General features: G+C 45.5%; 14 protein-coding genes. 4 read left to right on the top strand and 10 right to left on the bottom strand.

Annotated features, from left to right (window positions below):
* The first annotated feature begins 7 nt into the window (after positions 1-7).
* On the top strand, positions 8-1,420 hold the full coding sequence (locus AB4154_RS18595; RefSeq protein WP_017072023.1) for a phosphoglucomutase/phosphomannomutase family protein: 1,413 nt from the start codon (positions 8-10) through the stop codon (positions 1,418-1,420).
* 150 nt (positions 1,421-1,570) lie between these two features.
* Here the strand turns inward: AB4154_RS18595 and AB4154_RS18590 are convergent, their stop codons facing one another.
* The 6 genes from AB4154_RS18590 to AB4154_RS18565 all read right to left on the bottom strand — a co-directional run bounded on the left by AB4154_RS18590 (position 1,571) and on the right by AB4154_RS18565 (position 7,980).
* Positions 1,571-2,599 (bottom strand): ABC transporter ATP-binding protein, encoded by a 1,029-nt coding sequence (locus tag AB4154_RS18590; protein WP_102394603.1) that lies wholly within the window; start codon positions 2,597-2,599, stop codon positions 1,571-1,573.
* The gene (locus tag AB4154_RS18585; RefSeq protein ID WP_017068890.1) at positions 2,599-4,224 is read right to left on the bottom strand and encodes an iron ABC transporter permease; all 1,626 of its coding nucleotides are present in this window, start codon (positions 4,222-4,224) and stop codon (positions 2,599-2,601) included. The genes AB4154_RS18590 and AB4154_RS18585 overlap by 1 nt, the downstream gene beginning before the upstream one ends.
* A gap of 244 nt (positions 4,225-4,468) precedes the next feature.
* A complete protein-coding gene (locus AB4154_RS18580; RefSeq protein WP_017068889.1) occupies positions 4,469-5,482 on the bottom strand; it encodes a Fe(3+) ABC transporter substrate-binding protein in 1,014 nt (337 codons plus the stop codon).
* Between the two features lie 295 nt (positions 5,483-5,777).
* Positions 5,778-7,007 (bottom strand): ammonium transporter, encoded by a 1,230-nt coding sequence (locus tag AB4154_RS18575; protein WP_017059420.1) that lies wholly within the window; start codon positions 7,005-7,007, stop codon positions 5,778-5,780.
* 27 nt (positions 7,008-7,034) lie between these two features.
* Positions 7,035-7,373, bottom strand: coding sequence for a P-II family nitrogen regulator (glnK, locus tag AB4154_RS18570; RefSeq protein WP_004738200.1), 339 nt, complete (start codon positions 7,371-7,373; stop codon positions 7,035-7,037).
* Positions 7,374-7,611: 238 nt separating this feature from the next.
* Positions 7,612-7,980 carry a YacL family protein gene (locus AB4154_RS18565; RefSeq protein ID WP_019824378.1) on the bottom strand — a complete coding sequence of 123 codons (369 nt, stop codon included), beginning with the start codon at positions 7,978-7,980 and terminating at the stop codon, positions 7,612-7,614.
* A gap of 131 nt (positions 7,981-8,111) precedes the next feature.
* Between AB4154_RS18565 and AB4154_RS18560 the strand changes: the two genes are divergently transcribed.
* From AB4154_RS18560 to AB4154_RS18550, 3 genes are all read left to right on the top strand, one after another.
* Positions 8,112-9,266, top strand: a complete 1,155-nt coding sequence (locus tag AB4154_RS18560; RefSeq protein WP_017068888.1) for a sugar diacid recognition domain-containing protein — start codon at positions 8,112-8,114, stop codon at positions 9,264-9,266.
* A gap of 127 nt (positions 9,267-9,393) precedes the next feature.
* Complete coding sequence (locus tag AB4154_RS18555; protein ID WP_017059423.1) at positions 9,394-10,659, top strand: GntP family permease; 1,266 nt, start codon at positions 9,394-9,396, stop codon at positions 10,657-10,659.
* Positions 10,660-10,675: 16 nt separating this feature from the next.
* Positions 10,676-11,809, top strand: a complete 1,134-nt coding sequence (locus AB4154_RS18550) for a glycerate kinase (RefSeq protein WP_017059424.1) — start codon at positions 10,676-10,678, stop codon at positions 11,807-11,809.
* Between the two features lie 101 nt (positions 11,810-11,910).
* Here the strand turns inward: AB4154_RS18550 and acnB are convergent, their stop codons facing one another.
* The 4 genes from acnB to hrpB all read right to left on the bottom strand — a co-directional run bounded on the left by acnB (position 11,911) and on the right by hrpB (position 22,038).
* Complete coding sequence (gene acnB / locus AB4154_RS18545; RefSeq protein ID WP_017072021.1) at positions 11,911-14,499, bottom strand: bifunctional aconitate hydratase 2/2-methylisocitrate dehydratase; 2,589 nt, start codon at positions 14,497-14,499, stop codon at positions 11,911-11,913.
* Between the two features lie 272 nt (positions 14,500-14,771).
* Positions 14,772-17,105: a patatin-like phospholipase family protein gene (locus AB4154_RS18540; protein ID WP_017059426.1), complete on the bottom strand. Its 2,334-nt coding sequence runs from the start codon at positions 17,103-17,105 to the stop codon at positions 14,772-14,774.
* 38 nt (positions 17,106-17,143) lie between these two features.
* Entirely contained in the window at positions 17,144-19,543 is a 2,400-nt protein-coding gene (mrcB, locus tag AB4154_RS18535) for a penicillin-binding protein 1B (RefSeq protein ID WP_017063253.1), read from the bottom strand.
* Entirely contained in the window at positions 19,540-22,038 is a 2,499-nt protein-coding gene (gene hrpB / locus AB4154_RS18530; protein ID WP_372123778.1) for an ATP-dependent helicase HrpB, read from the bottom strand. The genes mrcB and hrpB overlap by 4 nt, the downstream gene beginning before the upstream one ends.
* Between the last annotated feature and the right edge of the window lie 7 nt (positions 22,039-22,045).

Raw genomic sequence — 22,045 nt, 5'->3', positions numbered from 1 at the left:
TTTTCTAATGATTAAATTTGGTACAGGTGGCTGGCGCGCTTTCATTGGTGAAGAGTTCACTAGAGAAAACGTCCGTTTGGTAGCGCAAGCGCTCGCTAACATCATTAACAACGAAGATGCAGCCAAGAATGGGTTTGTGATCGGCTATGACCGTCGTTTCCTTTCCGATAAAGCCGCATGTTGGTTTGCAGAAGTACTTGCGGCGAACAACATCAAAGTAAGCTTCATCGATAAGTTTGTTCCAACACCTATCGTGATGTTCCAAGCAAAAGAGATGGGATGCACCTACTCGGCGTGTATTACCGCCTCTCACAACCCAGCCGATTACAATGGCATCAAGGTATTCATTGAAGGTGGCCGTGATGCTGATGAGATCATCACAGAGAAGATCGAACAGCAAATCGCAACACTGACCAACGAAGATATTATTCGTGTCGATTTCGAGCAAGCGTTGAATGACAAAGAGATCGAAATCATCAACCCGATGAACGCCTTTGTTGATTCCATCATTAATGCCATCGATATTGAATCGATTAAGAAAGCGAATCTACGCGTGCTGATCGACCCAATGTTTGGTGTGGCGAAAAACGCTCTGCAAACGGTTCTTATCAACGGTCGTTGTGATGTCGACGTAATCAACGATGGTAAAAACCCAGACTTCGGTGGCCTAATGCCTTCTCCTAGCGCAGCAACGCTCTATCGCTTGAAGCACTTAGTTGCAGCAGAAGGCTATGACATTGGTATTGGTACTGATGGCGATGCCGACCGTTTGGGAATCATCGATGAGAAAGGTCACTTCATTCACCCTAACGAAGTACTACTCCTACTTTACTACTACTTGCTGGAATACAAAGGTTGGAAGGGCTCTGTCGTTCGTAACATCGCAACCACACATCTACTGGATAAAGTCGCGGCGGATCATGGTGAGAAGAGCTTTGAGGTTCCTGTAGGCTTTAAGCACATCAGCTCACAAATGGAGGCCGATGACTCTCTGATTGGCGGCGAAAGTTCGGGGGGTTTAACCATTCGTGGTCATATCAAAGGTAAGGATGGCGTATTTGCTTCAAGCTTACTGGTTGAGATGATCAGTGTGACAGGCAAGAAGCTGTCTGAATTACTTGATGAGATTTACTCTAAATATGGCTATGCCTACACCGCAGAAGGCGATTATAAGTTTAAACCTTCAGAGAAAGAAGCGCTCTACACTAAGATCTACGTCGAGAAGCAACTGCCTGAATTTGAATACGAAATTGAAAGAGTCAGCTATGAAGATGGTGCCAAGGTGTACTTCAAGAATGGCGGCTGGGTCATTGCTCGCTTCTCAGGAACAGAGCCGTTACTACGAATCTTCGCAGAAATGGAAGATAAAGACACTGCAGAACGTGTTCTTCAAAAAGTGAAAGACTTCCTCTCTCTATAGGCTTATAGAGTGCAGCAGTTTTGTATGGGACTTAACAAATCACTGCCTTGTTAAAGCCTATAAGTGAAGAACTCTTGCCCAGTACTTTGATTAAAGTGCTGGGCTTTTTTATCGCGATTCTTGTAACGATTAGTATCGCGTTATATCTCTTTAAAAAGCCAATACGCCTTTTGTATCGACTTTTACGTTGACCGGCATACCCACTTCAAGTGCTTCTGACGAGGTTGCTAATAACTTCTGACCATGCGCTTCGATTACATAACGACAGTGATCACCCATAAATTGCTGTTCTAGCACCGAAATAGCACTATCTTGCTCGTAACTTGCTTGGATATGCTGGGGCCTTAGCAGAAGCTCACATGTATTGCCGAACTCAATCTCCGTTTGCGGTTTGGCTTCAACCATACCCAAACTGGTTTCAAATTCATGCTCCGAAATACGCTGTGCCTTTAAGTAGCTACCGCCACCCAAGAAATCAGCAACGAACTTACTCGAAGGGTGGAAATACAACTCAGATGCCGAACCATACTGTTCAATCACACCATGGTTCATCACAGCCATCTTATCTGCAAAAGCAAATGCCTCTTCGCGACTGTGAGTCACAAAAATAGCGGTCACACCCTGCTTCTTAAAGATCTTACGAATTTGAGAAATCAGCTCATGACGAACTTGAGTGTCAATGTTCGAGAATGGTTCATCTAACAGCAGTAAGTCAGGCTTGTATGCCAAAGATCGGGCAATCGCAACACGCTGCTGTTGACCACCAGAAAGTTGATGCGGGTATCGTTCACCATACTCATCTAAATGAACCAACTCTAACATCTCTTGAACTTTCTCTTTCTTTTGCTGCTCTGAGAGTTCTTTTAGTCCAAAGCCAACGTTCTGGTTGACCGTCAAGTGCGGGAACAGAGCGTAGTCTTGGAAAATCATACCGATATTTCGTTGCTCCGGTGGCAACCAATTATCGCCATCATCGATGGTTTGACAGTTCAAACTCATTACGCCACTACTCAATGGAAGCAGGCCAGCAATCGCCTTAAGTAAGGTGGTTTTCCCGCAACCACTTGCACCAAGAAGACAAACAATTTCACCATGCTCAACTTCTAACGAGAGCGCTTCCAAGATGGTTTGCGACTCATACTTACAAGTCAGATCTTTAATTGATAATGCACAACTCATTAGTGTTTCTGCTCCAAAGAACGGTTTACGATGATCAGAGGAATTAAACCTACTAACACCAGTAATACAGCAGGCATCGCCGCCAATTCGAGGTGCTCATCTGAGGCATAGTTATAAACATAGGTCGCTAATGTTTCGAAGTTGAAAGGACGCAGCAGCAATGCCGCATTTAGCTCTTTCATTGATTCGATAAACACCAGTAAACCGGCGATCAGCGCGCCGCGTTTAATCAAAGGTAAATGAACACGACGTAACATCTGGTTGGTATTGCAACCCATGGTTTTAGAAGCCATATCCAATGAAGGAGATACTTTACTCAAGCTACTTTCAATACTGCCAATCGCCACTGCTGAAAAACGCACCACCATTGCAAAGATAAGCGCAAACATGGAACCAGAGAAAATCAGCCCCGGACGTCCCCACTCCATCACTTTGGCAATATCATTGACTAAGTGATCCATGAACAACACAGGCACCATCACACCAATCGCCAACACAGTGCCTGGAACAGCATAGCCCATCGAAGCAATACGCATGTAAGCCTGATTTTTCTTACTCGGGCTGACACGTTGATTAAAGTTCACAATCATCGCAATGATAACGCCAATAATCGCCGCGATTACTGACACATAAAGACTGTTAACAGCATACTCTCTGAATTCAGGCGTCCAACTTTGTGCAAAGTATTTGTAGGCATAGATCATCAACTGACCCAGAGGGAATAAGAATGCAACGCACACTAATCCCCAGCACCAAAACAGTGCCAACCACTTCTTCCAACCGGATAGGTCGTAACGAAAGTCTTCACGACTGCTGAATTGATTCTGGAACAGTTTCTGTTTACGACGACTGTAGCGCTCTGAACTCAACAGCAAGATCACGATGACTAGCATAATTGCCGATATTTTCGCAGCAGCCGTTAAACTTGAATAACCTAACCAGGTATCGTAAACCGCTGTCGTTAAAGTGTTGACTGCAAAGTAACTCACGGTACCAAAATCACCGATAGTTTCCATCGCAACAAGCGATAGACCTACCGCCATTGATGGGCGAACAAGTGGCAACGAGATACGACGAAAGCTTTCCCAAGGTGAGCATTTTAGCAACCGAGCGGATTGCAGTAAGGAGACGTTTTGCTCCATAAATGCGGCGCGGCACAGCAAGTAAACATAAGGATAGAGAACGAGAGACAGAACAATAATAGCACCAGATAAGGTTCTAATATCCGGGAACCAATACTCACCGGGTCCCCACCCAGTAAGATCTCGCAGTAGAACTTGAACAGGCCCAGCAAAGTCGAACCAATCGGTGAATATATACCCAACAATATAGCCTGGCATTGCTAATGGCAGTACTAGCGCCCATTGCAAAACCCGCTCTCCCGGAACACGGCACATTGCCATAATCCAAGCAGACGGAATACCAAAAACCAAAGACAGGAATAAGGTTCCCATGACTAAAACCACCGTATTGTAAGCATAGGTGGGCATTACTGTGGACATCAGATGAGAAAATAGCTCATCTGTTTCTCCAACAGCCGTCGTAAAAATCGCTAAGATCGGTAAAACCAGTAATACAGCAATAATGCCGCTACTGGTGTTCCATAAATAATTCTTTTCTTTCATCGCCTAACTACAAAGAGGCTTAATGAAACACAAATGCATTTGCAAATACATCTCATGTCCTTTTAATGGTGGGGTTATTTATACCCATATACTGTAATGACTTCAAGGTGAGATGCTAATAACTCAAGGGATCGACGGCGAGCTTTGTATCAAAAAGTGATTTTCCAAAACAAACAACCCCAAGTGACCGAAAATGGCGACTTGAGGTTGTCATTTTACTTGGGCCGAAGCCTACAGTAATAAATTAAAGATCGAACTTAACTTCGTCTAATAGTTTAATTGCTGCTGCGTGGTGGTCAGCAATTTGGTCTAGAGAAATTGTATCTGCTTTGAATTCACCCCATGAAGCAACAAGCTCAGAAGGTTTAACATCAGCTTTCACTGGGTATTCATAGTTCACTTCTGCATACATGCTTTGTGCTGTGTTACCCGATAGGAATTCCATTAGCTTAACGGCATTCTCTTCGTTTGGAGAGTATTTAGCCATTGCCATACCAGAGATATTCACGTGAGTACCCGTTGTCTCTTGGTTAGGGAAGTTAATGTAAACAGCGTCAGCCCAAGCTTTTTGCTCTTTATCGTTAACCATCTTGCCTAGGTAGTAGCTGTTACCAAGAGCAACATCACATAGGCCTTCTTTAATCGCTTTAACTTGTGCGCGATCGTTACCTTGAGGCTTGCGTGCTAGGTTAGCTTTTACGCCTTCTAGCCACTCTTTCGTTTCAGCTTCACCTTTGTGAGCAATCATCGAAGATACTAGAGAAACATTGTATGGGTGCTTACCGCTACGCGTACAGATCTTACCTTTAAATTCAGGCTTAGTTAGATCTTCGTAAGTAAACTCCTCACCTAGACGACCAACACGGTCACGTGAAGAATAAACGCTACGTGTACGTGTTGTTAGAGCGAACCACTCATTGTTTGTATCTTGGTATTGAGCAGGAATATTCTTTTCAAGAACTTCGCTTTCAACAGACTGAACTAAACCTTGTTTAGTTAGCTCAGATAGACGGCTGATGTCTACAGTTAACACTACGTCTGCAGGGCTGTATTCGCCTTCTTGAGCTAACTTTTCTGCTAAACCTTTTTTAGCAAACTTAACGTTTACTTTAATGCCAGTCTCTTTTGTGAATTCCTTGAACATTGGTTCAACTAGGAAAGGTTGACGGTAAGAGTATACGTTTACTTCTTCCGCAGCCATTGCTGTCGGGGCAATTACACCACACGCTAGAGCTGAAAGTGTTAGCAGTTTCTTCATTGTAAAATCCTTTATATCGAAATGATAATGTCTATCAGTTGGGTTATTATATTCATCATTAACATTATTACAATGACGACCAACAAAAAATCCGTCTACTCAGACCATTCAAACTCTCACTTTTGTAACAAACCATTTCAACTTTGTGTCTTGTCGTTCCTCTTAAACAATGAGCCTAACTTCAACGTTCGTGTTTATATATTGTGCAACCGTAAATACAACAAAGCCCCGCAACAAGAGTTGCGGGGCTTTCTTTGTCCAACCTAACCCATTCAGATTAGGCGACGACTGTTGATTATTTTACTGATACAAACTCAGGGTAAGCGCCGACACCACAATCGTGCATGTCCATACCTTCAAGTTCTTCATCTTCCGTTACTCGGATACCGATTGTTGCTTTAAGCACCGCCCATACTGCTAGGCTAGCACCGAATACCCATGCAAAGATGACTGCTGCACCCATTAGCTGAGCACCAAACGTTGCATCAGCGTTGCTTAGTGGCACAGCCATTAGACCGAAGAAACCACATACACCGTGTACAGAGATAGCACCTACTGGATCATCAATCTTAGCTTTGTCTAGAGCGATGATGCTGAATACAACCAATGCACCAGATACCGAACCAATCGCTACAGCAAATAGAGGTGATGGTGATAGAGGGTCTGCAGTGATTGCTACTAGGCCAGCTAACGCGCCGTTAAGAATCATTGTTAGGTCTGCTTTACCCCAAGTTGTTTTACATACTAGTAGTGCTGCAATTGCGCCTGCTGCTGCTGCTGCGTTGGTGTTAAGGAAGATTTGACCTACTGCTGTTGCGTTCTCAAAATCCGAAACCATCAGTTGAGAACCGCCGTTGAAACCGAACCAACCGAACCAAAGGATAAATGTACCTAGCGTTGCAAGTGGCATGTTTGAACCAGGAATCGGGTAGATTTCACCGTTCTTACCGTATTTACCTTTACGAGCACCGAGTAGTAGAACACCAGCTAACGCTGCTGCTGCACCAGCCATGTGTACGATACCTGAACCTGCGAAGTCACTGAAGCCCGCTTCTGATAGGAAACCACCGCCCCAAGTCCAATAACCTTCAACAGGGTAAATGAACGCTGTTAGTACTACAGAGAAGATTAGGAATGACCAAAGCTTCATACGCTCAGCAACCGCACCAGATACTACAGACATTGCTGTTGCAACGAATACTACCTGGAAGAAGAAGTCTGATTCTAGAGAGTGGTCTGCGCCTTCACCTTGTGTACCAATTAGAGTACCAAATGATGGCAACCAACCGCCTTCACCGTTGTCGACATACATGATGTTGTAACCAACCACTAAGAAAGCAGTACAAGCAATTGCGTACAAACAGATGTTCTTAGTTAAAATTTCTGTGGTGTTCTTTGAACGAACTAGGCCAGCTTCTAACATCGCGAAGCCTGCTGCCATCCACATTACCAACGCACCTGAAATGAGGAAGAAAAAAGTGTCTAGTGCGTAACGCAGTTCCGTTACTGTTGTTGTAAGTTCCATATTAAAGTCTCCAGTCCTTGTAATTCTTTAAAGTGCTTCAGCATCCATTTCACCAGTACGAATTCGTACGGCTTGGCTTAGGTCATACACAAAAATTTTGCCGTCGCCGATTTTTCCGGTGTGTGCCGCTTGGCTAATCGCTTCAACAACTCGGTCAACATTCTCAGCTTGGGTAGCAATCTCTAGCTTCACCTTTGGTAGGAAATCCACTTGGTACTCTGCACCACGATATAATTCAGTGTGTCCCTTCTGACGACCAAAGCCTTTCACTTCAGAAACAGTCATACCTTCAATACCCACATCAGAGAGCGCTTCGCGTACATCGTCTAATTTGAATGGCTTAACAATGGCATTTATTAATTTCATATTCGTTCCTTAAATTCTTACTTAATCCGTTAATTCTCTTATTACAATCCAAGTAGCGTGCCAAAAAGTTAAGTGCTTGATTTTAAATAAGATGAAGATAATAAGGTCGTAATAACGAAAAAGGCCGCACCAACATGGTGCAGCCTTTTCACTATCTTAATGCGCGATGCTCTTATTGCTCCAGTTTTGGGCAACGGAGCCTTCAAAGCTCTGAATGACTAACAAATAGGTCTTAGGACTAGTAACCTAAAAAATCCATCCAGCGTTCGATGAGCAGTTCGAAATCGTCGATTCCACAGCTTGCTTGGCTTTCACAGTTATAGAAGTCGAACTCACTGCCCTCTTCCATCTCTTGCTCATGCGCTAACACGTTTTCTTGAATCGTTACTTCGTCTTCATTAATCGCAAGGCTAATCTCTTTGCCAAGCAACGTCACTTCATTGCTCAAGTCCTGTCGAGATTGCTCAATCAACGCCATCACATGATCTAATTTTTGCTTATCTTTACCGATCTCTTCTTGAAGCCAACGGCCAACAATCTCATGGCCCATGCTGCATTTCACATAGTATTCACCCATTAGAGTGTTTCTAGTAAATTCAAACTCCATAACTCAACCTATACTGCATTAATACTCAAGCGATACTATTTCTGAGTATACCATTGTCTTGTCAGAAACGAGCGTATTGACGAATTTATCGTTACGATCCAACCTACACAGTCAATGAAGAGGAGGGCTCTATGCAGTTGAACGAAATGATTGCCAAACAAATTGTCGAACGAACCATGAAGATCATCCCACACTCGATTAATGTGATGGATAATAAAGGTCGCATTATTGGATCCAGTGATCCTACTCGCTTATACCAAAAACATGAAGGAGCGGTACTTGCCATCACCGAATCACGAGTCGTTAATATTGACGAAGCCACTGCCGAACACCTAAAAGGGGTTAAGCCTGGAGTTAATTTACCGATTCTATTTCAGGATAATGTCATTGGGGCGATTGGGGTTTCTGGGACACTGCAACAAGTTCATCATTTTGGTGAGCTGGTGAAGATGACCGCTGAGCTTATTGTTGAACAAGCTGTACTTATGTCTCAAGTAGAGTGGAATAAGAGGCATCGTGAAGAATTGGTATTGCAATTAATCCGAGGTAGCACGCTTAATGACATGCAACTGCAATCCATCGCACAGCGTCTGGATCTCGACCTTGCACAACCGCGGATTGCCGCCATCGTCAAGGTGTTACCGATAGGAGACACTGCGCCTTCATTGGAAAACTTACAGCAATTAGTACATTTACTTGAATATCCCGAGCGCGATAATTTAGTCGGTATCTTGTCTGTTTCACAAAACGAAGTGGTGGTACTCAAGCCTATAACCCTGATAGGGAACAGCTGGTCCAAGGATGCAGAAGCCAAGCGCGTGAAATTGCTACTCAAAAGAATAAAGAAAGAAGCTAAGTTTCAAATCAAGATTGCGCTTGGGGATTACTTTACCGGACTTTCTGGTTTAGCAAGCTCATATGATACCGCTGAGCTCACTATGCGCAGTGTCGGTAACCGCCCCGGAGACATGTTTTTCTATCAAGACTATCGACTGCCGGCCATTATGAGTAGCCTGTTACAAGATCCATGGATTCGTGAGCAACTGGAGCAGTCTTACCTACATCTTCAACAACAGGACAGTAAAGGGATACTGATCAAAACTTTGAAGACATATTTAAAGCAGAACTGTGATTCAGCTCTCACCTGTAACGAACTACATATCCATCGCAATACGCTACGCTATCGAACAGACAAGATAAACCAAATAACATCATTAAATATCAACAATATAGACGATCTATTTCAACTCTACATTGCAATAAATCTATTCCACTGGTCGAGCTAAAAAATGTGCAACTGCACAATTTAAAAGGACCGATTTGAGCACTTATTTGTAGAGAATGACAAAGACTTACCAACCCTATATCTTTATATTTGCCGAAAATGACACATCGTTATCTGGGAAATAGAACATGATTGAAGTTTCAACTCTTGGCGCACTTTCAGCATTGATTGTTGCTATCGCGCTCATTCTTAAAAAAGTGCCACCCACCTACGGCATGATCATCGGTGCTTTGGTTGGCGGCGTGGTTGGCGGCGTTTCTCTCACCGAAACCGTTGAGTTAATGATAGGTGGTGCCCAAGGGATCGTCACTTCAGTGATGCGAATTCTCGCCGCTGGTGTGTTGGCCGGCGTACTAATTGAATCAGGGGCGGCTACCTCGATTGCAGAATCCATCATCAAAAAAGTAGGCGAAACTCGCGCCTTACTTGCTCTTGCCATTGCGACCATGATTTTAACCGCTGTTGGCGTTTTCGTTGATGTGGCCGTTATCACGGTTTCTCCTATTGCACTGGCTATTGCTCGCCGCGCAGACCTTTCTAAAACCGCGATCCTTTTGGCGATGGTGGGCGGCGGTAAAGCAGGTAATGTCATGTCGCCTAACCCAAATGCCATTGCGGCGGCTGATGCGTTCAATGTTCCGTTAACCTCTGTGATGGCTGCAGGCGTGATTCCGGGTCTATTTGGGCTGCTTTTCGCCTACTTCTTGGCAAAGCGCCTCGTCAATAAAGGTTCAAAAGTAGCGGAAAGTGAAGTGGTCAAAGCGGATCAAAGTTCACTGCCAAGCTTTTCTTCTTCAATCGTTGCACCGTTAGTGGCTATTGCCCTACTCGCGCTGCGACCACTCGCTGATATCAATGTTGATCCTCTAATTGCATTACCCTTGGGTGGATTGCTGGGTGCACTGGCTATGGGTCGCTTCAAACAAGCCAATAGCTTTGCGGTTTCAGGCTTGTCACGTATGGCACCGGTTGCTGTAATGCTACTGGGCACAGGAACCATTGCAGGCATCATTGCTAACTCAGGACTAAAAGCTGATCTGATTGAAGTGCTGACGATGTCTGGGCTGCCTTCTTACTTACTTGCTCCGTTTTCTGGCGCACTGATGGCACTATCAACCGCATCGACAACTGCCGGAACAGTAGTGGCATCGAATGTATTTGCCAGCACCATTCTTGAGCTAGGTGTTCCAGCTCTCGCAGGCGCAGCAATGATCCACTCTGGTGCGACAGTACTTGACCATATGCCACATGGTAGCTTCTTCCATGCCACGGGTGGTGCGGTACATATGAGTATTCATGAACGTCTAAAACTCATCCCTTATGAGTCAGCGGTCGGTCTTGTTATCGCCTTCGTCTCAGTAATGATCTTCGGTGTATTTGGTCTGTTTGTTTAAGTTTAAAGGTATCAAAATGAAAATTGTAATTGCTCCTGACTCATATAAAGAAAGCCTATCAGCAATGGGCGTTGCTCAAGCGATTGAAGATGGCTTTAAACAGCTAATACCAAACGCCGAATACGTAAAATTACCAATGGCTGATGGTGGTGAAGGCACAGTACAATCTCTGGTGGATGCGACCAATGGCTCTATCATCCAACATCCAGTGATTGGTCCATTAGGTGAAATTGTCGAAGGCTTCTACGGTATGTTCGGTGACGGTAAAACTGCCATTATTGAAATGGCGGCCGCTTCCGGCCTAGATTTAGTCTCTCCAGAACAACGTAATCCACTAAAAACCACTACCTATGGTACGGGTGAGTTGATCAAAGCCGTATTAGATAAAGGTGTTGAGCATATTATTATTGGCATTGGTGGTAGTGCGACCAATGATGGTGGCTTAGGAATGGCTCAAGCGCTAGGCATTCGTATGCTAGATGCAGAGGGTCACGAGCTGGTGTTTGGTGGTGGTGAACTGTCAAAACTGACAACCATTGATCTCACCAACCTCGACCCACGCCTACAAAACGTACGCTTAGAGGTCGCTTGTGATGTCGATAATCCATTATGCGGACCAAAAGGGGCATCACAGGTATTCGGTCCGCAAAAAGGCGCAACACCAGAAATGGTTGAGCTGTTAGATGCTAACCTTGCTCATTATGCCAGTATCATGAAAAACCAGTTAGGCGTCGATGTCATTGATCTCCCTGGTGCTGGCGCGGCAGGCGGTCTAGGCGCGGCACTTGTTGGCCTGTTAAATGCGGAGCTTCGCCCTGGTATTAACATCGTAATGGACGCCGTCAATTTAGATGAAATAGTCTCAGATGCTGATCTTGTGATTACAGGAGAGGGGCGCATTGATAGCCAAACCATTCATGGCAAAACACCGATTGGTGTCGCTCGCACAGCCAAAAAACATAAACTGCCTGTCATCGGTATTGCCGGCTGTCTAGCCAGTGATTGTGGTGTGGTTCATGAGCATGGTATCGACGCGGTATTTGCGGTAGTGAACCGTTCAGTAGACTTGCCGACAGCTTTGGCTGAAGCGGCTGAAAATATTGAACTTACTGCTCGCAATGTTGCAGCAATGTATACGATTAAGCACTAATCGAGCTCTCTGTAAGCTAAAAGCAATTTTCGCTGTATGCTAAAAGCAATTAAGGCCGCTATTCACAGCGGCCTTAATTATATTTACAACAAAATCAGACGTTACGCAGGCTCTTGGAAGATAACCGTGTCTGCTTTTTCCGTGTACTGACCCATTTTATGGAAGTTCAGGTAACGGTATGTATCAGCAGCGGTTGCATTAATCTTCTCAGCGTACTCTAAGTACTCTTCTTTCGTTGGGATGCGACCTAGAATCGCGCCAACAGCAGAAAGCTCAGCAGAAGCCAGATAAACGTTCGCGCCATTACCTAAGCGGTTCGGGAAATTACGCGTTGACGTCGACATAACCGTCGAAGCATCAGCAACACGAGCTTGGTTACCCATACATAGTGAACAGCCAGGAGTTTCGATACGTACCCCAGCACGACCGAAGATGCCGTAGTAGCCTTCTTCTGTCAGTTGGTCTTTATCCATCTTCGTTGGCGGAGCCACCCATAGGCGAGTATTTAGCGAGCCGTTAAACTCTTCTAGCATCTTACCTGCAGCACGGAAGTGACCGATGTTCGTCATACAAGAACCGATGAACACTTCTTGAATCTCAGTACCTTGAACGTCCGAAAGAAGACGAGCATCATCTGGATCGTTTGGTGCACATAGGATTGGTTGATCGATGTCAGCAAGATCAATCTCGATAACGTGCGCGTATTCCGCATCTGAATCAGCAGATAGCAACTCAGGGTTCTCTAGCCACTCTTCCATTGCTGTAATACGACGCTCAATCGTACGAACATCACCGTAACCTTCAGCGATCATCCACTTCAGCATCACGATGTTCGAGTTCAAGTACTCAGAGATAGACTCTTCAGAAAGCTTAACGGTACAACCTGCAGCAGAACGCTCAGCAGATGCATCAGAAAGCTCAAATGCTTGCTCAACAGATAAGTGCTCAACACCTTCAATTTCTAGTACACGACCAGAGAATTCGTTGATCTTACCGGCTTTCTCTACCGTTAGTAGGCCTTGCTTGATGCCGTAAAGAGGAATGGCATGTACTAGGTCACGTAGCGTGATACCCGGTTGCATTTCACCTTTAAAGCGAACCAAGATAGATTCAGGCATATCAAGAGGCATAACGCCTGTTGCTGCAGCAAATGCTACCAAGCCAGAACCCGCAGGGAATGAAATACCTAGAGGGAAACGAGTATGCGAGTCACCACCTGTACCTACAGTATCAGGAAGAAGCATACGGTTTAGCCATGAGTGGATAACGCCATCACCCGGACGAAGTGAAACACCCGCACGATTCATGATGAAATCAGGTAGCGTATGGTGAGTGTTTACATCGACTGGTTTAGGGTATGCCGATGTGTGACAGAAAGACTGCATTACAAGGTCTGCAGAGAAACCAAGACACGCCAGATCTTTAAGCTCATCACGAGTCATAGGACCGGTCGTATCTTGAGAACCGACTGTCGTCATTTTAGGTTCACAGTACTGACCAGCACGAACACCTTCAACGCCACATGCTTTACCAACCATCTTCTGAGCTAGCGTGTAGCCTTTATCAGATGCAGATGGATCGATTGGTTTAGCAAACAGATCCGTTTCAGCTAGACCTAGAGCGTCACGAGCACGACCCGTTAGACCACGACCGATGATCAGTGGAATACGGCCACCAGCACGCACTTCATCAAGAAGTACTTTGCTTAGCTCAAAGTTTGAAATCACAGAACCGTTCTTGTGAACAACACCTTCGTACGGGTAGATATCAATGATATCGCCCATGTTCATGTCTTGTACGTTCAGTTCAATGGGTAGTGCGCCTGAATCTTCCATTGTGTTGTAGAAGATTGGTGCAATTTTACCACCAAGACAAACACCGCCAGTACGCTTGTTTGGTACGAATGGGATATCTTCACCCATGAACCAAAGTACTGAGTTTGTTGCCGATTTACGTGAAGAACCTGTACCAACAACATCACCAACGTAAGCCAGTGGAATGCCATCTTTTTGCATTTCTTCAATTTGTTTGATTGGACCAACGCTACCCTGTTCATCAGGAGTAATGCCATCACGTTCCATCTTCAGCATCGCTTTCGCGTGTACTGGGATGTCAGGACGTGACCATGCATCAGGCGCTGGAGATAGGTCATCGGTGTTCGTTTCACCAGTGACTTTAAATACTTTTACTGTGATTTTTTCTGCTACTTTATCTTTCGCTGTAAACCATTCAGCATCAGCCCAAGATTGAAGTACTTGTTGTGCAGCAGCATTGCCAGCTTTCGCTTTCTCTTCTACGTCATAGAACGCATCGAACATCAGTAGAGTATGAGATAGCGCTTTAACAGCGATTGGAGCAAGCTCAGCATCGTCTAGTAGAGATACTAGAGATTCGATGTTGTAACCGCCTTGCATGGTACCAAGCAGTTCTGCAGCTTTTGCTTTGCTTACTAGTGGCGAAGCTACTTCACCTTTAGTGATAGCCGTAAGGAAGCCAGCTTTTACGTAAGCAGCTTCATCTACACCCGGTGGAATGCGATTTTCTAGTAGGTCAAGAATGATTTCTTCTTCACCTTGAGGTGGATTCTTCAGAAGTTCAACTAGGCCAGCTACCTGCTCAGCATCTAGTGGTTTTGGAACAACTCCTTCGGCAGCACGTTCTTCGACGTGTTTACGGTAGGCTTCAAGCACGACTTTTTTCCTCTCATTGCGGTTCACTTCTTCCCTTCATAATTGTTAGTAAAATAAAGAAGTGAACATCCTTGGAAACTTGGCTCTCCATTGCCATTTTTGTCATTCAATTTGTATTGATGAGCGGCGTCATAGAGGCCAAACTGTGGGCGGTAGAATAGCAAATTTAACGTTAAATTAAAATCTTATCATTTTGACCAACATAGCAAGTTAAGACGAAAGTCCCACTATTTTTGCCTAATTACGCACTTAAATGGCGACTCTGCGCATGATTATTTGTAGGACGTACCTACAATCAGATACACCGAATCGAAATTATCTTCGGTTCGGCCATAAGCTAAAATGATCGGCCCGATTGGAGAATCAACACCCGCGAAAACAGAACCCGCGGTGTACATTGGCGCTTCATCAATACTCAAATCATTGTTCGACCAAACACCACCATGCTCAATGGATGCGCCCACGTAGAATGGTGATTTAAAAAGGCCGAAGTCATTTTCAAACCACTTATAACGATAAATAAGGCTGGTGTAAGCCAAGTTCTGACCAATCATACTATTCCTTGGAATACCTGACAGGTTTAAGAAGCCACCAAGCTCTTTGGGATCAATAGGGAAAATCGAATTTTTGCTCTCTACAATACCGTAATCCAGCTTTGCGACTAAAGTATGCTTCTCAATACTCTTTGCTGCCATGAAATTGGCCGAAAACTCATAAACCGTATCACTCTCAGACGTTAAATCCGATTCACCAAGAGAGCTGTCATTATCAAAATCATCATGAGAAACGAGGTACTCTAAATCGACAAAGTAACCCTTGGTCGGTAAGCTGAAATTATCCAAAGTATCCAGTCGGTAACCCATGAAGCCACCAATACGCTTGTAGCCACCACTGCCCAATGAAGGTAACGAAGAAACCTCAACATCCCCATCTGTATAACGAACACCAAATGTCAGCTCCTGCCACAAGGTTGGTTGATAGCCTAATGCCAATTCACCGACATATTCACTATACGTCATAGGGAGATAATCTTTCGTTACGTCCAGTGTCGGTTCTTCAATATCATCAATATCTGCGGGTAGGTTTCTGTTCTCTTTGCTGTAAACAACCGATGCCGAAGTAAACAGCTTTTGACTCGAAAAGAATGGCGAGTATAGTTCCGCTTCAATTCGCTTGTCCGTTCCCATCTCGATATTGGTTCTTAGCTCTGCACCATGCTTATTAATATCAGTAAAGTTGGCTGAGACACCGAGCGAGTATTGGCTTGTAGTAGAGAAATCATCTTCAAGAAAGAATCGAAAGTTGAGGTAGTTTGGCCCCCAAGATTTTTCGTTCACATCGACCAGCAGTTGCTCCTCGCCATCTACCGTGTCAAATTCATAAGTCACCAACTCGAATCTATCTAGCGCATAGAGGTCTTGTACTTTAGATTCAATTTCACTGGTCTTCAGAATCTCACCTGAATCAAGGTTTAAACGGTTTTCGATCAGCTTATCGGAATAGTGGGTATTGTTATTGATAACAACTCGGTCAACGACGGTCTTATCGCCGTGTTTTAGCTGTCTGCGCGCTTTTTGTTTGTCCTCGATATAATGCTGATAATCGGCATTTGAGAGCGATAGCTTAGAAAGTTCATCAGTATGCTGCTTAGCAGCTTCATAGCCCGCGAGGAAAGCCGATGGCATTTTATCAAATTCTGTCGTCTCCATTTCCCCAACATCTGGGCGCAGGAAGACATCATCGTCTGTTAAAGTTTCAGCTTGCTCTTGGGTGCTGCGTTGAACAAGATAATTAGAGAGTTGGTCAGCTGCGGCTAGAAAATTCGTGAAATCATCTTTGCCTTTGTAGTTGGTACTGATATCCACCGCAATGACGATGTCTGCACCCATCGCTCTGGCTACGTCGACGGGCATGTTATTGGTGACACCACCATCAACCAGCATTCGACCATCGAGGTCATAAGGGGGAAGCGCGCCGGGAACTGACATACTCGCCATCATGGCATCAACAAGGTGGCCATGATCGATGACCACCTCTTCAAGTTCGATAATGTCAGTTGCGACTGAACGGTATGGGATAGCAAGATGGTCGAAAGAATCGAATGAGGATAGATTACCCGTGGTCTCACGCAGAATACGCAACATATTCTGGCCTTGCACCACCCCTTTCCTTGCTTTGATTTCGCCCCAACCTAAGCCGAGATCGGTGTTCAGTTGGTAGCGGTCTTCATATTCTTTGTCACGTACACGGCGATCACTACGGTTAACGCGATCACGATAACCGCGATTCCAATCAACCGTATAAATAAAGCTCTCGATCTCGTCTGCGCTCATCCCTGTCGCATAAAGACCACCAACGTATGAGCCCATACTGGTACCGGTAATGTAATCAACCGGGATTTGCATCTCTTCTAGAGCTTTAAGCACACCAATGTGAGCTGCACCTTTTGCCCCACCACCAGCAAGAACGACAGCAACGGTTGGCCTTTTATGAGCTTGTTCAGCCTGCTGAGATTGATCAATCTGTGTCGCGGTGGATGCAAACAGCTGAAAACTGATCACAGTACCGACAACACCTAAGCCACTCACTAACCAACGAGAAATCATTATTTTAACTGTCCTTGTCATTCTTTCTTGTTACGACTTTACCACTGGAAAAGCTTCTTTAGCCACTGTTTTGGTTGACTTTCACAGCCCTTTTTAATGTTTCCACCCTCATCCCAAAGTGGCAGTTTAACTGCACCATCACAATCAAACTCTAAAGCCCCTTCAGAAGTTCGAGTAAAGTTAGCGGTGACAATTCCTGTCGGCCAAGGCAGTAATAACTGCTCGGGTGTTCTCTGTTTGAGATAATCGGCATAAACACGTAACGCACCACTCGAACCAGTAAGCTTAGTCGGCTTATTATCATCACGTCCTAGCCAGATGGTCGTCACTTCACGGCCATCTACGCCCACGAACCAACTGTCTCGGCTGTCATTACTAGTGCCAGTTTTACCAGCTAACCCTGCCCATGCAAACTGACCTTGTAGGAAACGGCCCGTGCCTTCCGACACGCCACGTTTCATTGCATAGGTTGTAAGCCAAGCGGCTTGCTGGTCAACGCTTTGTGATACACGAGGGATCGACTGATACAGAACCTCGCCATCGTTATCAACAACTGAGCGAAGCGCAGACAAAGGTGCTATACGCCCAGAATTGGTAATGGTTTGATACATCTGCGCAACTTGGAACGGAGTCAGTGAGAACGAACCCAAAAACATCGACGGCACTGGGCGAATCTCATTTTTATCGACCCCCAGTTTTCCAATCGTATCCGAGACACTATCAATGCCTAATTGCATGCCTAAACGAACAGTAGGTACGTTGTAAGACTTAGAAAGCGCCACATACAAAGGCACATCGCCACGGAACTTACGATCGAAGTTTCTCGGGCTCCACACGCTACCTTTACTGCCTTTCAAGCTCAGTGGCGTGTCTTTCAATGTTGTCGCCAACGTGTACTTCTGAGGCTGCTCTAGTGCGGTTAAGTAAATTGCAGGCTTGACCAAAGAACCAATTGGGCGACTCGCGTTCAAGGCACGGTTAAAGCCATCGTAGCCAGTACGCTTACCACCGACCATCGCCCGGATTTCACCGGTATTTCTATCCACGGCAATAGCTGCTGCTTCCAGCTTATTACCTGCGGTTTTCGATAAATCAGGCACCTTACGAGCAATCGACTTCTCTAACTTGTCTTGAGATACCGGATCCAGAGAGGTAAAGACTCGAATCCCTTTTTTCGCCTCAAATCGATCGCCGACATACTTCTTTAGCTCAATGTTTACTTGTTGGAAATAAGCGGGCTGACGGCTAGCAATGCGTGGGTTGTCTTGAATATCCAAATCACGACTCGCCGCCTCTTCGTATTGTCGCGGAGTTAAGATGTCTTGTTGCATCAATAAGCGAAGAACCAGATCGCGTCGAGTCTTAGCACGCTCAGGATAGCGAACCGGATTGTAATACGACGGTCCTTTCACCATACCCACCAGCAGTGCTAGCTGATCGATGCGCAGCTCTTGAATAGGTTGACCAAAATACAAACGAGACGCTAAACCGAAGCCATGAATCGCTTGCCCACCATTCTGTCCAAGATAAACCTCATTTAAGTAAGCCTCTAGGATACGGTCTTTGCTGTAACGATGGTCTAAGATAAGTGCAATGTAGGCTTCACGAACCTTACGCCACAATGTACGTTCACTGGACAGGAACAGGTTTTTTGCCAACTGTTGTGTCAGCGTACTACCACCTTGTACCGTTCGCCCAGCTTTGACGTTAACGACCATTGCACGAGCGATGGCCAGTGGCGACACACCATCGTGTTGATAGAAGTTTCGGTCTTCGGTTGCCAGTAAGGCATCAACCATCACTTCTGGGAACTGATTGCGTTTTAAGAACAGGCGCTGCTCATCGTTACTTTTCTCAAGCATGCCAAGCATTTTCGGTTCAACACGCAGGTAGCCCATGTCGCCTTTCTTCTCCAGCGACTGAATGCGAGTTAATTCGTTACCATTGAAGTGCAGCATCACATGACGATCCGCTTCCGGTCCATCAACAAACTCGAACGGACGACGAATCATTTCAATCTTGGTCGAAGAAGAAGAGTATTCGCCTGGGTGACGAGGCGCGTTCACCTTACGGTAATTAAGTACATCGAGCTCATTCTTAACCTGAACCAAACTCACCGGAGTTCCCGGAGACAGGTCTAGCACTCGCGCATAAACCACGGTTGGCAAATCAAACAGCTGACCTTCAAAGCGCTGTTTGACCACAGAATCAAGATAAATACCGACGAACAACAGCAATGCAGCAAGCGCTAAGCCCGCTTTCCAAGAAATGCCCCATAGGATCTTCAACCAACCTCTTTTGCCAGATTTCTTAGCCTTAGGTTTGGTCTTTTTCGCAGCCGCTCTTGGTTTTCTTGGCTTGGCTTTGGTCGCTGGTGACTTCTTTGCTGGCGCTTTTTTAGGTGGTGCCTTTTTTGGCGTTAACATTTTGGTCATCATCGATTCAACTGTCGTTTGGTTTTAGTGGTTGCTACATGGTTAGCAGGGTCATCCGGCCAAGGATGTTTTGGGTAACGGCCCTTCATCTCTTTTTGTACTTCTTTGTACGCGCCAGCCCAAAAGCCAGCTAAATCTTGAGTAATTTGTAGTGGTCGCTGTGCTGGAGAAAGGAGCTCAAGCACTACTTTTTTACGCCCTTGCGCGATCAATGGCGAGTCTTGTTCGCCAAAGACTTCCTGCATTCGCACTGAGATCACTGGTTCAGATTGATATTGATAACGAATGGCCTTCTTGCTGCCTGTTGGCATCAGATAGTGCGTTGGCAACCATTGGTCGATTTCTTGATTCAAAGGCCAACCAAGATAAGCCGACAATGCTTGCTCAATCGAAACACTAGACAGTCCTTTTGCCGACTTAATGCCATTCAGATAGGGAGATAGCCACTCATCAAGGTGTTCAATCAAACTCGCATCGTCCATCGCTGGCCAATCATGCTCAGGCATCCAAAGCTCTGCACTGCGTACACGCTCAACCAACTGCTTAGCCGAAGCTGTCCAATTTAAGCGATCCAACCCACATCGAGCGACATAATTGAGCAGCGCTTGGCTCGCCTGATTCGCATCGGGATCAGGTAAAGCTTTGGTGCTGATAATCAACTTGCCCAGAGATACACGCTGCTCAGCAACTAAACGGCCACGTTTCTCATCCCAATCGGCGTAATCGGAACGCACAAACAGTTTTGGAAATTCAGCTTCTAACTGTGCGATATCAACCGCGGTGGCTAAGAAAATCTGACTGGCTCGCCCTGTGCTGCGCATCAAATCAATCACTACGATATAGTTATTGTTCGCCAGTGGATCATCATCACGAACCTCAGCACCGTGGCCATTCGCCAAAAGGAAAGCACTGCTGGTCGCGCTTCTCACTTGTGCAATCCGGTCTGGGAAGGCAAAACAAAGCACTAATGGTAGCAATGATTCGTCAGCTTGTGACAAATCTAAGTGATGATTGAGTTTGCTCGCGAGACTTTTCGCTCGCTGCATCACAACGCTATTTTTGGAATGTTTTCTTTGCTTAAGTCGATGCAAAGAGTGTTGAATATCCGTCACATTGCGCTCCGGCTCTTCCAGCAAAGCAGCAGCAACAATCGCGACATTCAACAAAGCAGGACTACCTTGCTGCGCTTTAACCAACATGCTGGCAATACGAGGCTCTAGACCTAAACGTTGGACCTGTTTTCCTAATGCCGTAAATTGACCATTATCGTCTAACAATTCAAGAGTCTGTAAGAGTTGCTTGGCTTGCCCGATAGAAGCTTTGGGTGGAACGTCTAACCATTGCAGTTCATCAGCACTCGCAGCGCCCCATTGCGTCAATTCAGACACCAGCGAAGACAAATCAGAATGAAGAATTTCAGGTTCTGGTATAGCTGGTTGCTGCATCAGCTGCGTTTCGCTGTACAAACGAACGCACAAGCCCTCTTCAATTCGTCCCGCACGGCCCGCTCGTTGTTCAGCTGAAGATTGCGAGATTTTCACTTGCTCAAGCTTAGTAATACCGGTTTTCAGATCGAACTTCGCCACACGTTCAAGCCCGGAATCAACCACCAATCGAATACCTTCAATCGTCAAAGAAGTCTCAGCAATATTGGTCGCTAACACCACCTTTCGACGCCCTTTCTCTGATGGCGCGATCGCTTTCTGCTGTTGAGAAAAGCTGAGTTGCCCATACAGAGGACACACATCGATATCATTGGCGAATTGTTCTAGTTGAGATTCCACCTGCTTAATCGCAGAAACACCCGGCAAAAAGGCCAGAAGTGAGCCTAACTCTTTCTCCATCAGAGAGCGAATCACGTTAGCCATTTTAGGGGCTAGATATTCATTTGCGTTAAGAGGCTGATAACGGAAATCGACCGGAAAGGTGCGACCTTGTGATTCAACGTATTTGGCATTCGGCAGCAAAGTTTGCAGAGCTTGTTGATCTAAAGTTGCCGACATCACTACCACTTTCAGATCGTCACGCAACGCCTCTTGGATCTCTAAGCTAAACGCCAATGCGGTATCGGCGTGAATACTGCGCTCGTGAAATTCATCAAAGATCACCATATCAACCCCAGTTAATTCAGGGTCGGTTTGGATCATTCTTGTCATGATCCCTTCAGTAACAATCTCTAAGCGAGTCGCACTGCTGCTTTTAGATTCACCACGAACTCTAAAGCCAATGCTCTCTCCCACCTTTTCTCCCAATTGGCTCGCTAAGTAAGTAGCAATATTCCTTGCAGCCAAACGCCTCGGTTCAAGCATGATGATTTTGCCTTGAACGGCGTTGGTCTTAACTAACTGTAAAGGGAAGAATGTTGACTTACCCGCACCGGGAGCGGCCTTTAGAATAAGTTGAGTGTGTGTTTCTACGCCAGCGAGCAGATCTGGCATCACAGCTTCTATGGGCAGTTGTGGCAATGGGAGAACCTTGTGGTGTAATGTTGGCAACATTGTACAT

The organism is Vibrio sp. 10N.286.51.B11 (assembly GCF_041469245.1).
In the GTDB taxonomy this organism is placed as follows: Bacteria; Pseudomonadota; Gammaproteobacteria; order Enterobacterales; family Vibrionaceae; genus Vibrio; species Vibrio crassostreae_C.
Note: the sequence above shows the minus strand (reverse complement) of the source record. Positions and strands in the feature narration are given on the sequence as shown.

Excerpts from the sequence above, each read along its gene's own strand:
- AB4154_RS18585 (WP_017068890.1), bottom strand. The coding sequence starts at position 4,224 with ATGAAAGAAAAGAATTATTTATGGAACACCAGTAGCGGCATTATTGCT.
- AB4154_RS18575 (WP_017059420.1), bottom strand. The coding sequence starts at position 7,007 with ATGGAACTTACAACAACAGTAACGGAACTGCGTTACGCACTAGACACT.
- AB4154_RS18580 (WP_017068889.1), bottom strand. The coding sequence starts at position 5,482 with ATGAAGAAACTGCTAACACTTTCAGCTCTAGCGTGTGGTGTAATTGCC.
- mrcB (WP_017063253.1), bottom strand. The coding sequence starts at position 19,543 with ATGATGACCAAAATGTTAACGCCAAAAAAGGCACCACCTAAAAAAGCG.
- hrpB (WP_372123778.1), bottom strand. The coding sequence starts at position 22,038 with ATGTTGCCAACATTACACCACAAGGTTCTCCCATTGCCACAACTGCCC.
- glnK (WP_004738200.1), bottom strand. The coding sequence starts at position 7,373 with ATGAAATTAATAAATGCCATTGTTAAGCCATTCAAATTAGACGATGTA.
- AB4154_RS18555 (WP_017059423.1), top strand. The coding sequence starts at position 9,394 with ATGATTGAAGTTTCAACTCTTGGCGCACTTTCAGCATTGATTGTTGCT.
- AB4154_RS18560 (WP_017068888.1), top strand. The coding sequence starts at position 8,112 with ATGCAGTTGAACGAAATGATTGCCAAACAAATTGTCGAACGAACCATG.
- AB4154_RS18590 (WP_102394603.1), bottom strand. The coding sequence starts at position 2,599 with ATGAGTTGTGCATTATCAATTAAAGATCTGACTTGTAAGTATGAGTCG.
- AB4154_RS18565 (WP_019824378.1), bottom strand. The coding sequence starts at position 7,980 with ATGGAGTTTGAATTTACTAGAAACACTCTAATGGGTGAATACTATGTG.
- AB4154_RS18550 (WP_017059424.1), top strand. The coding sequence starts at position 10,676 with ATGAAAATTGTAATTGCTCCTGACTCATATAAAGAAAGCCTATCAGCA.
- AB4154_RS18595 (WP_017072023.1), top strand. The coding sequence starts at position 8 with ATGATTAAATTTGGTACAGGTGGCTGGCGCGCTTTCATTGGTGAAGAG.
- AB4154_RS18540 (WP_017059426.1), bottom strand. The coding sequence starts at position 17,105 with ATGATTTCTCGTTGGTTAGTGAGTGGCTTAGGTGTTGTCGGTACTGTG.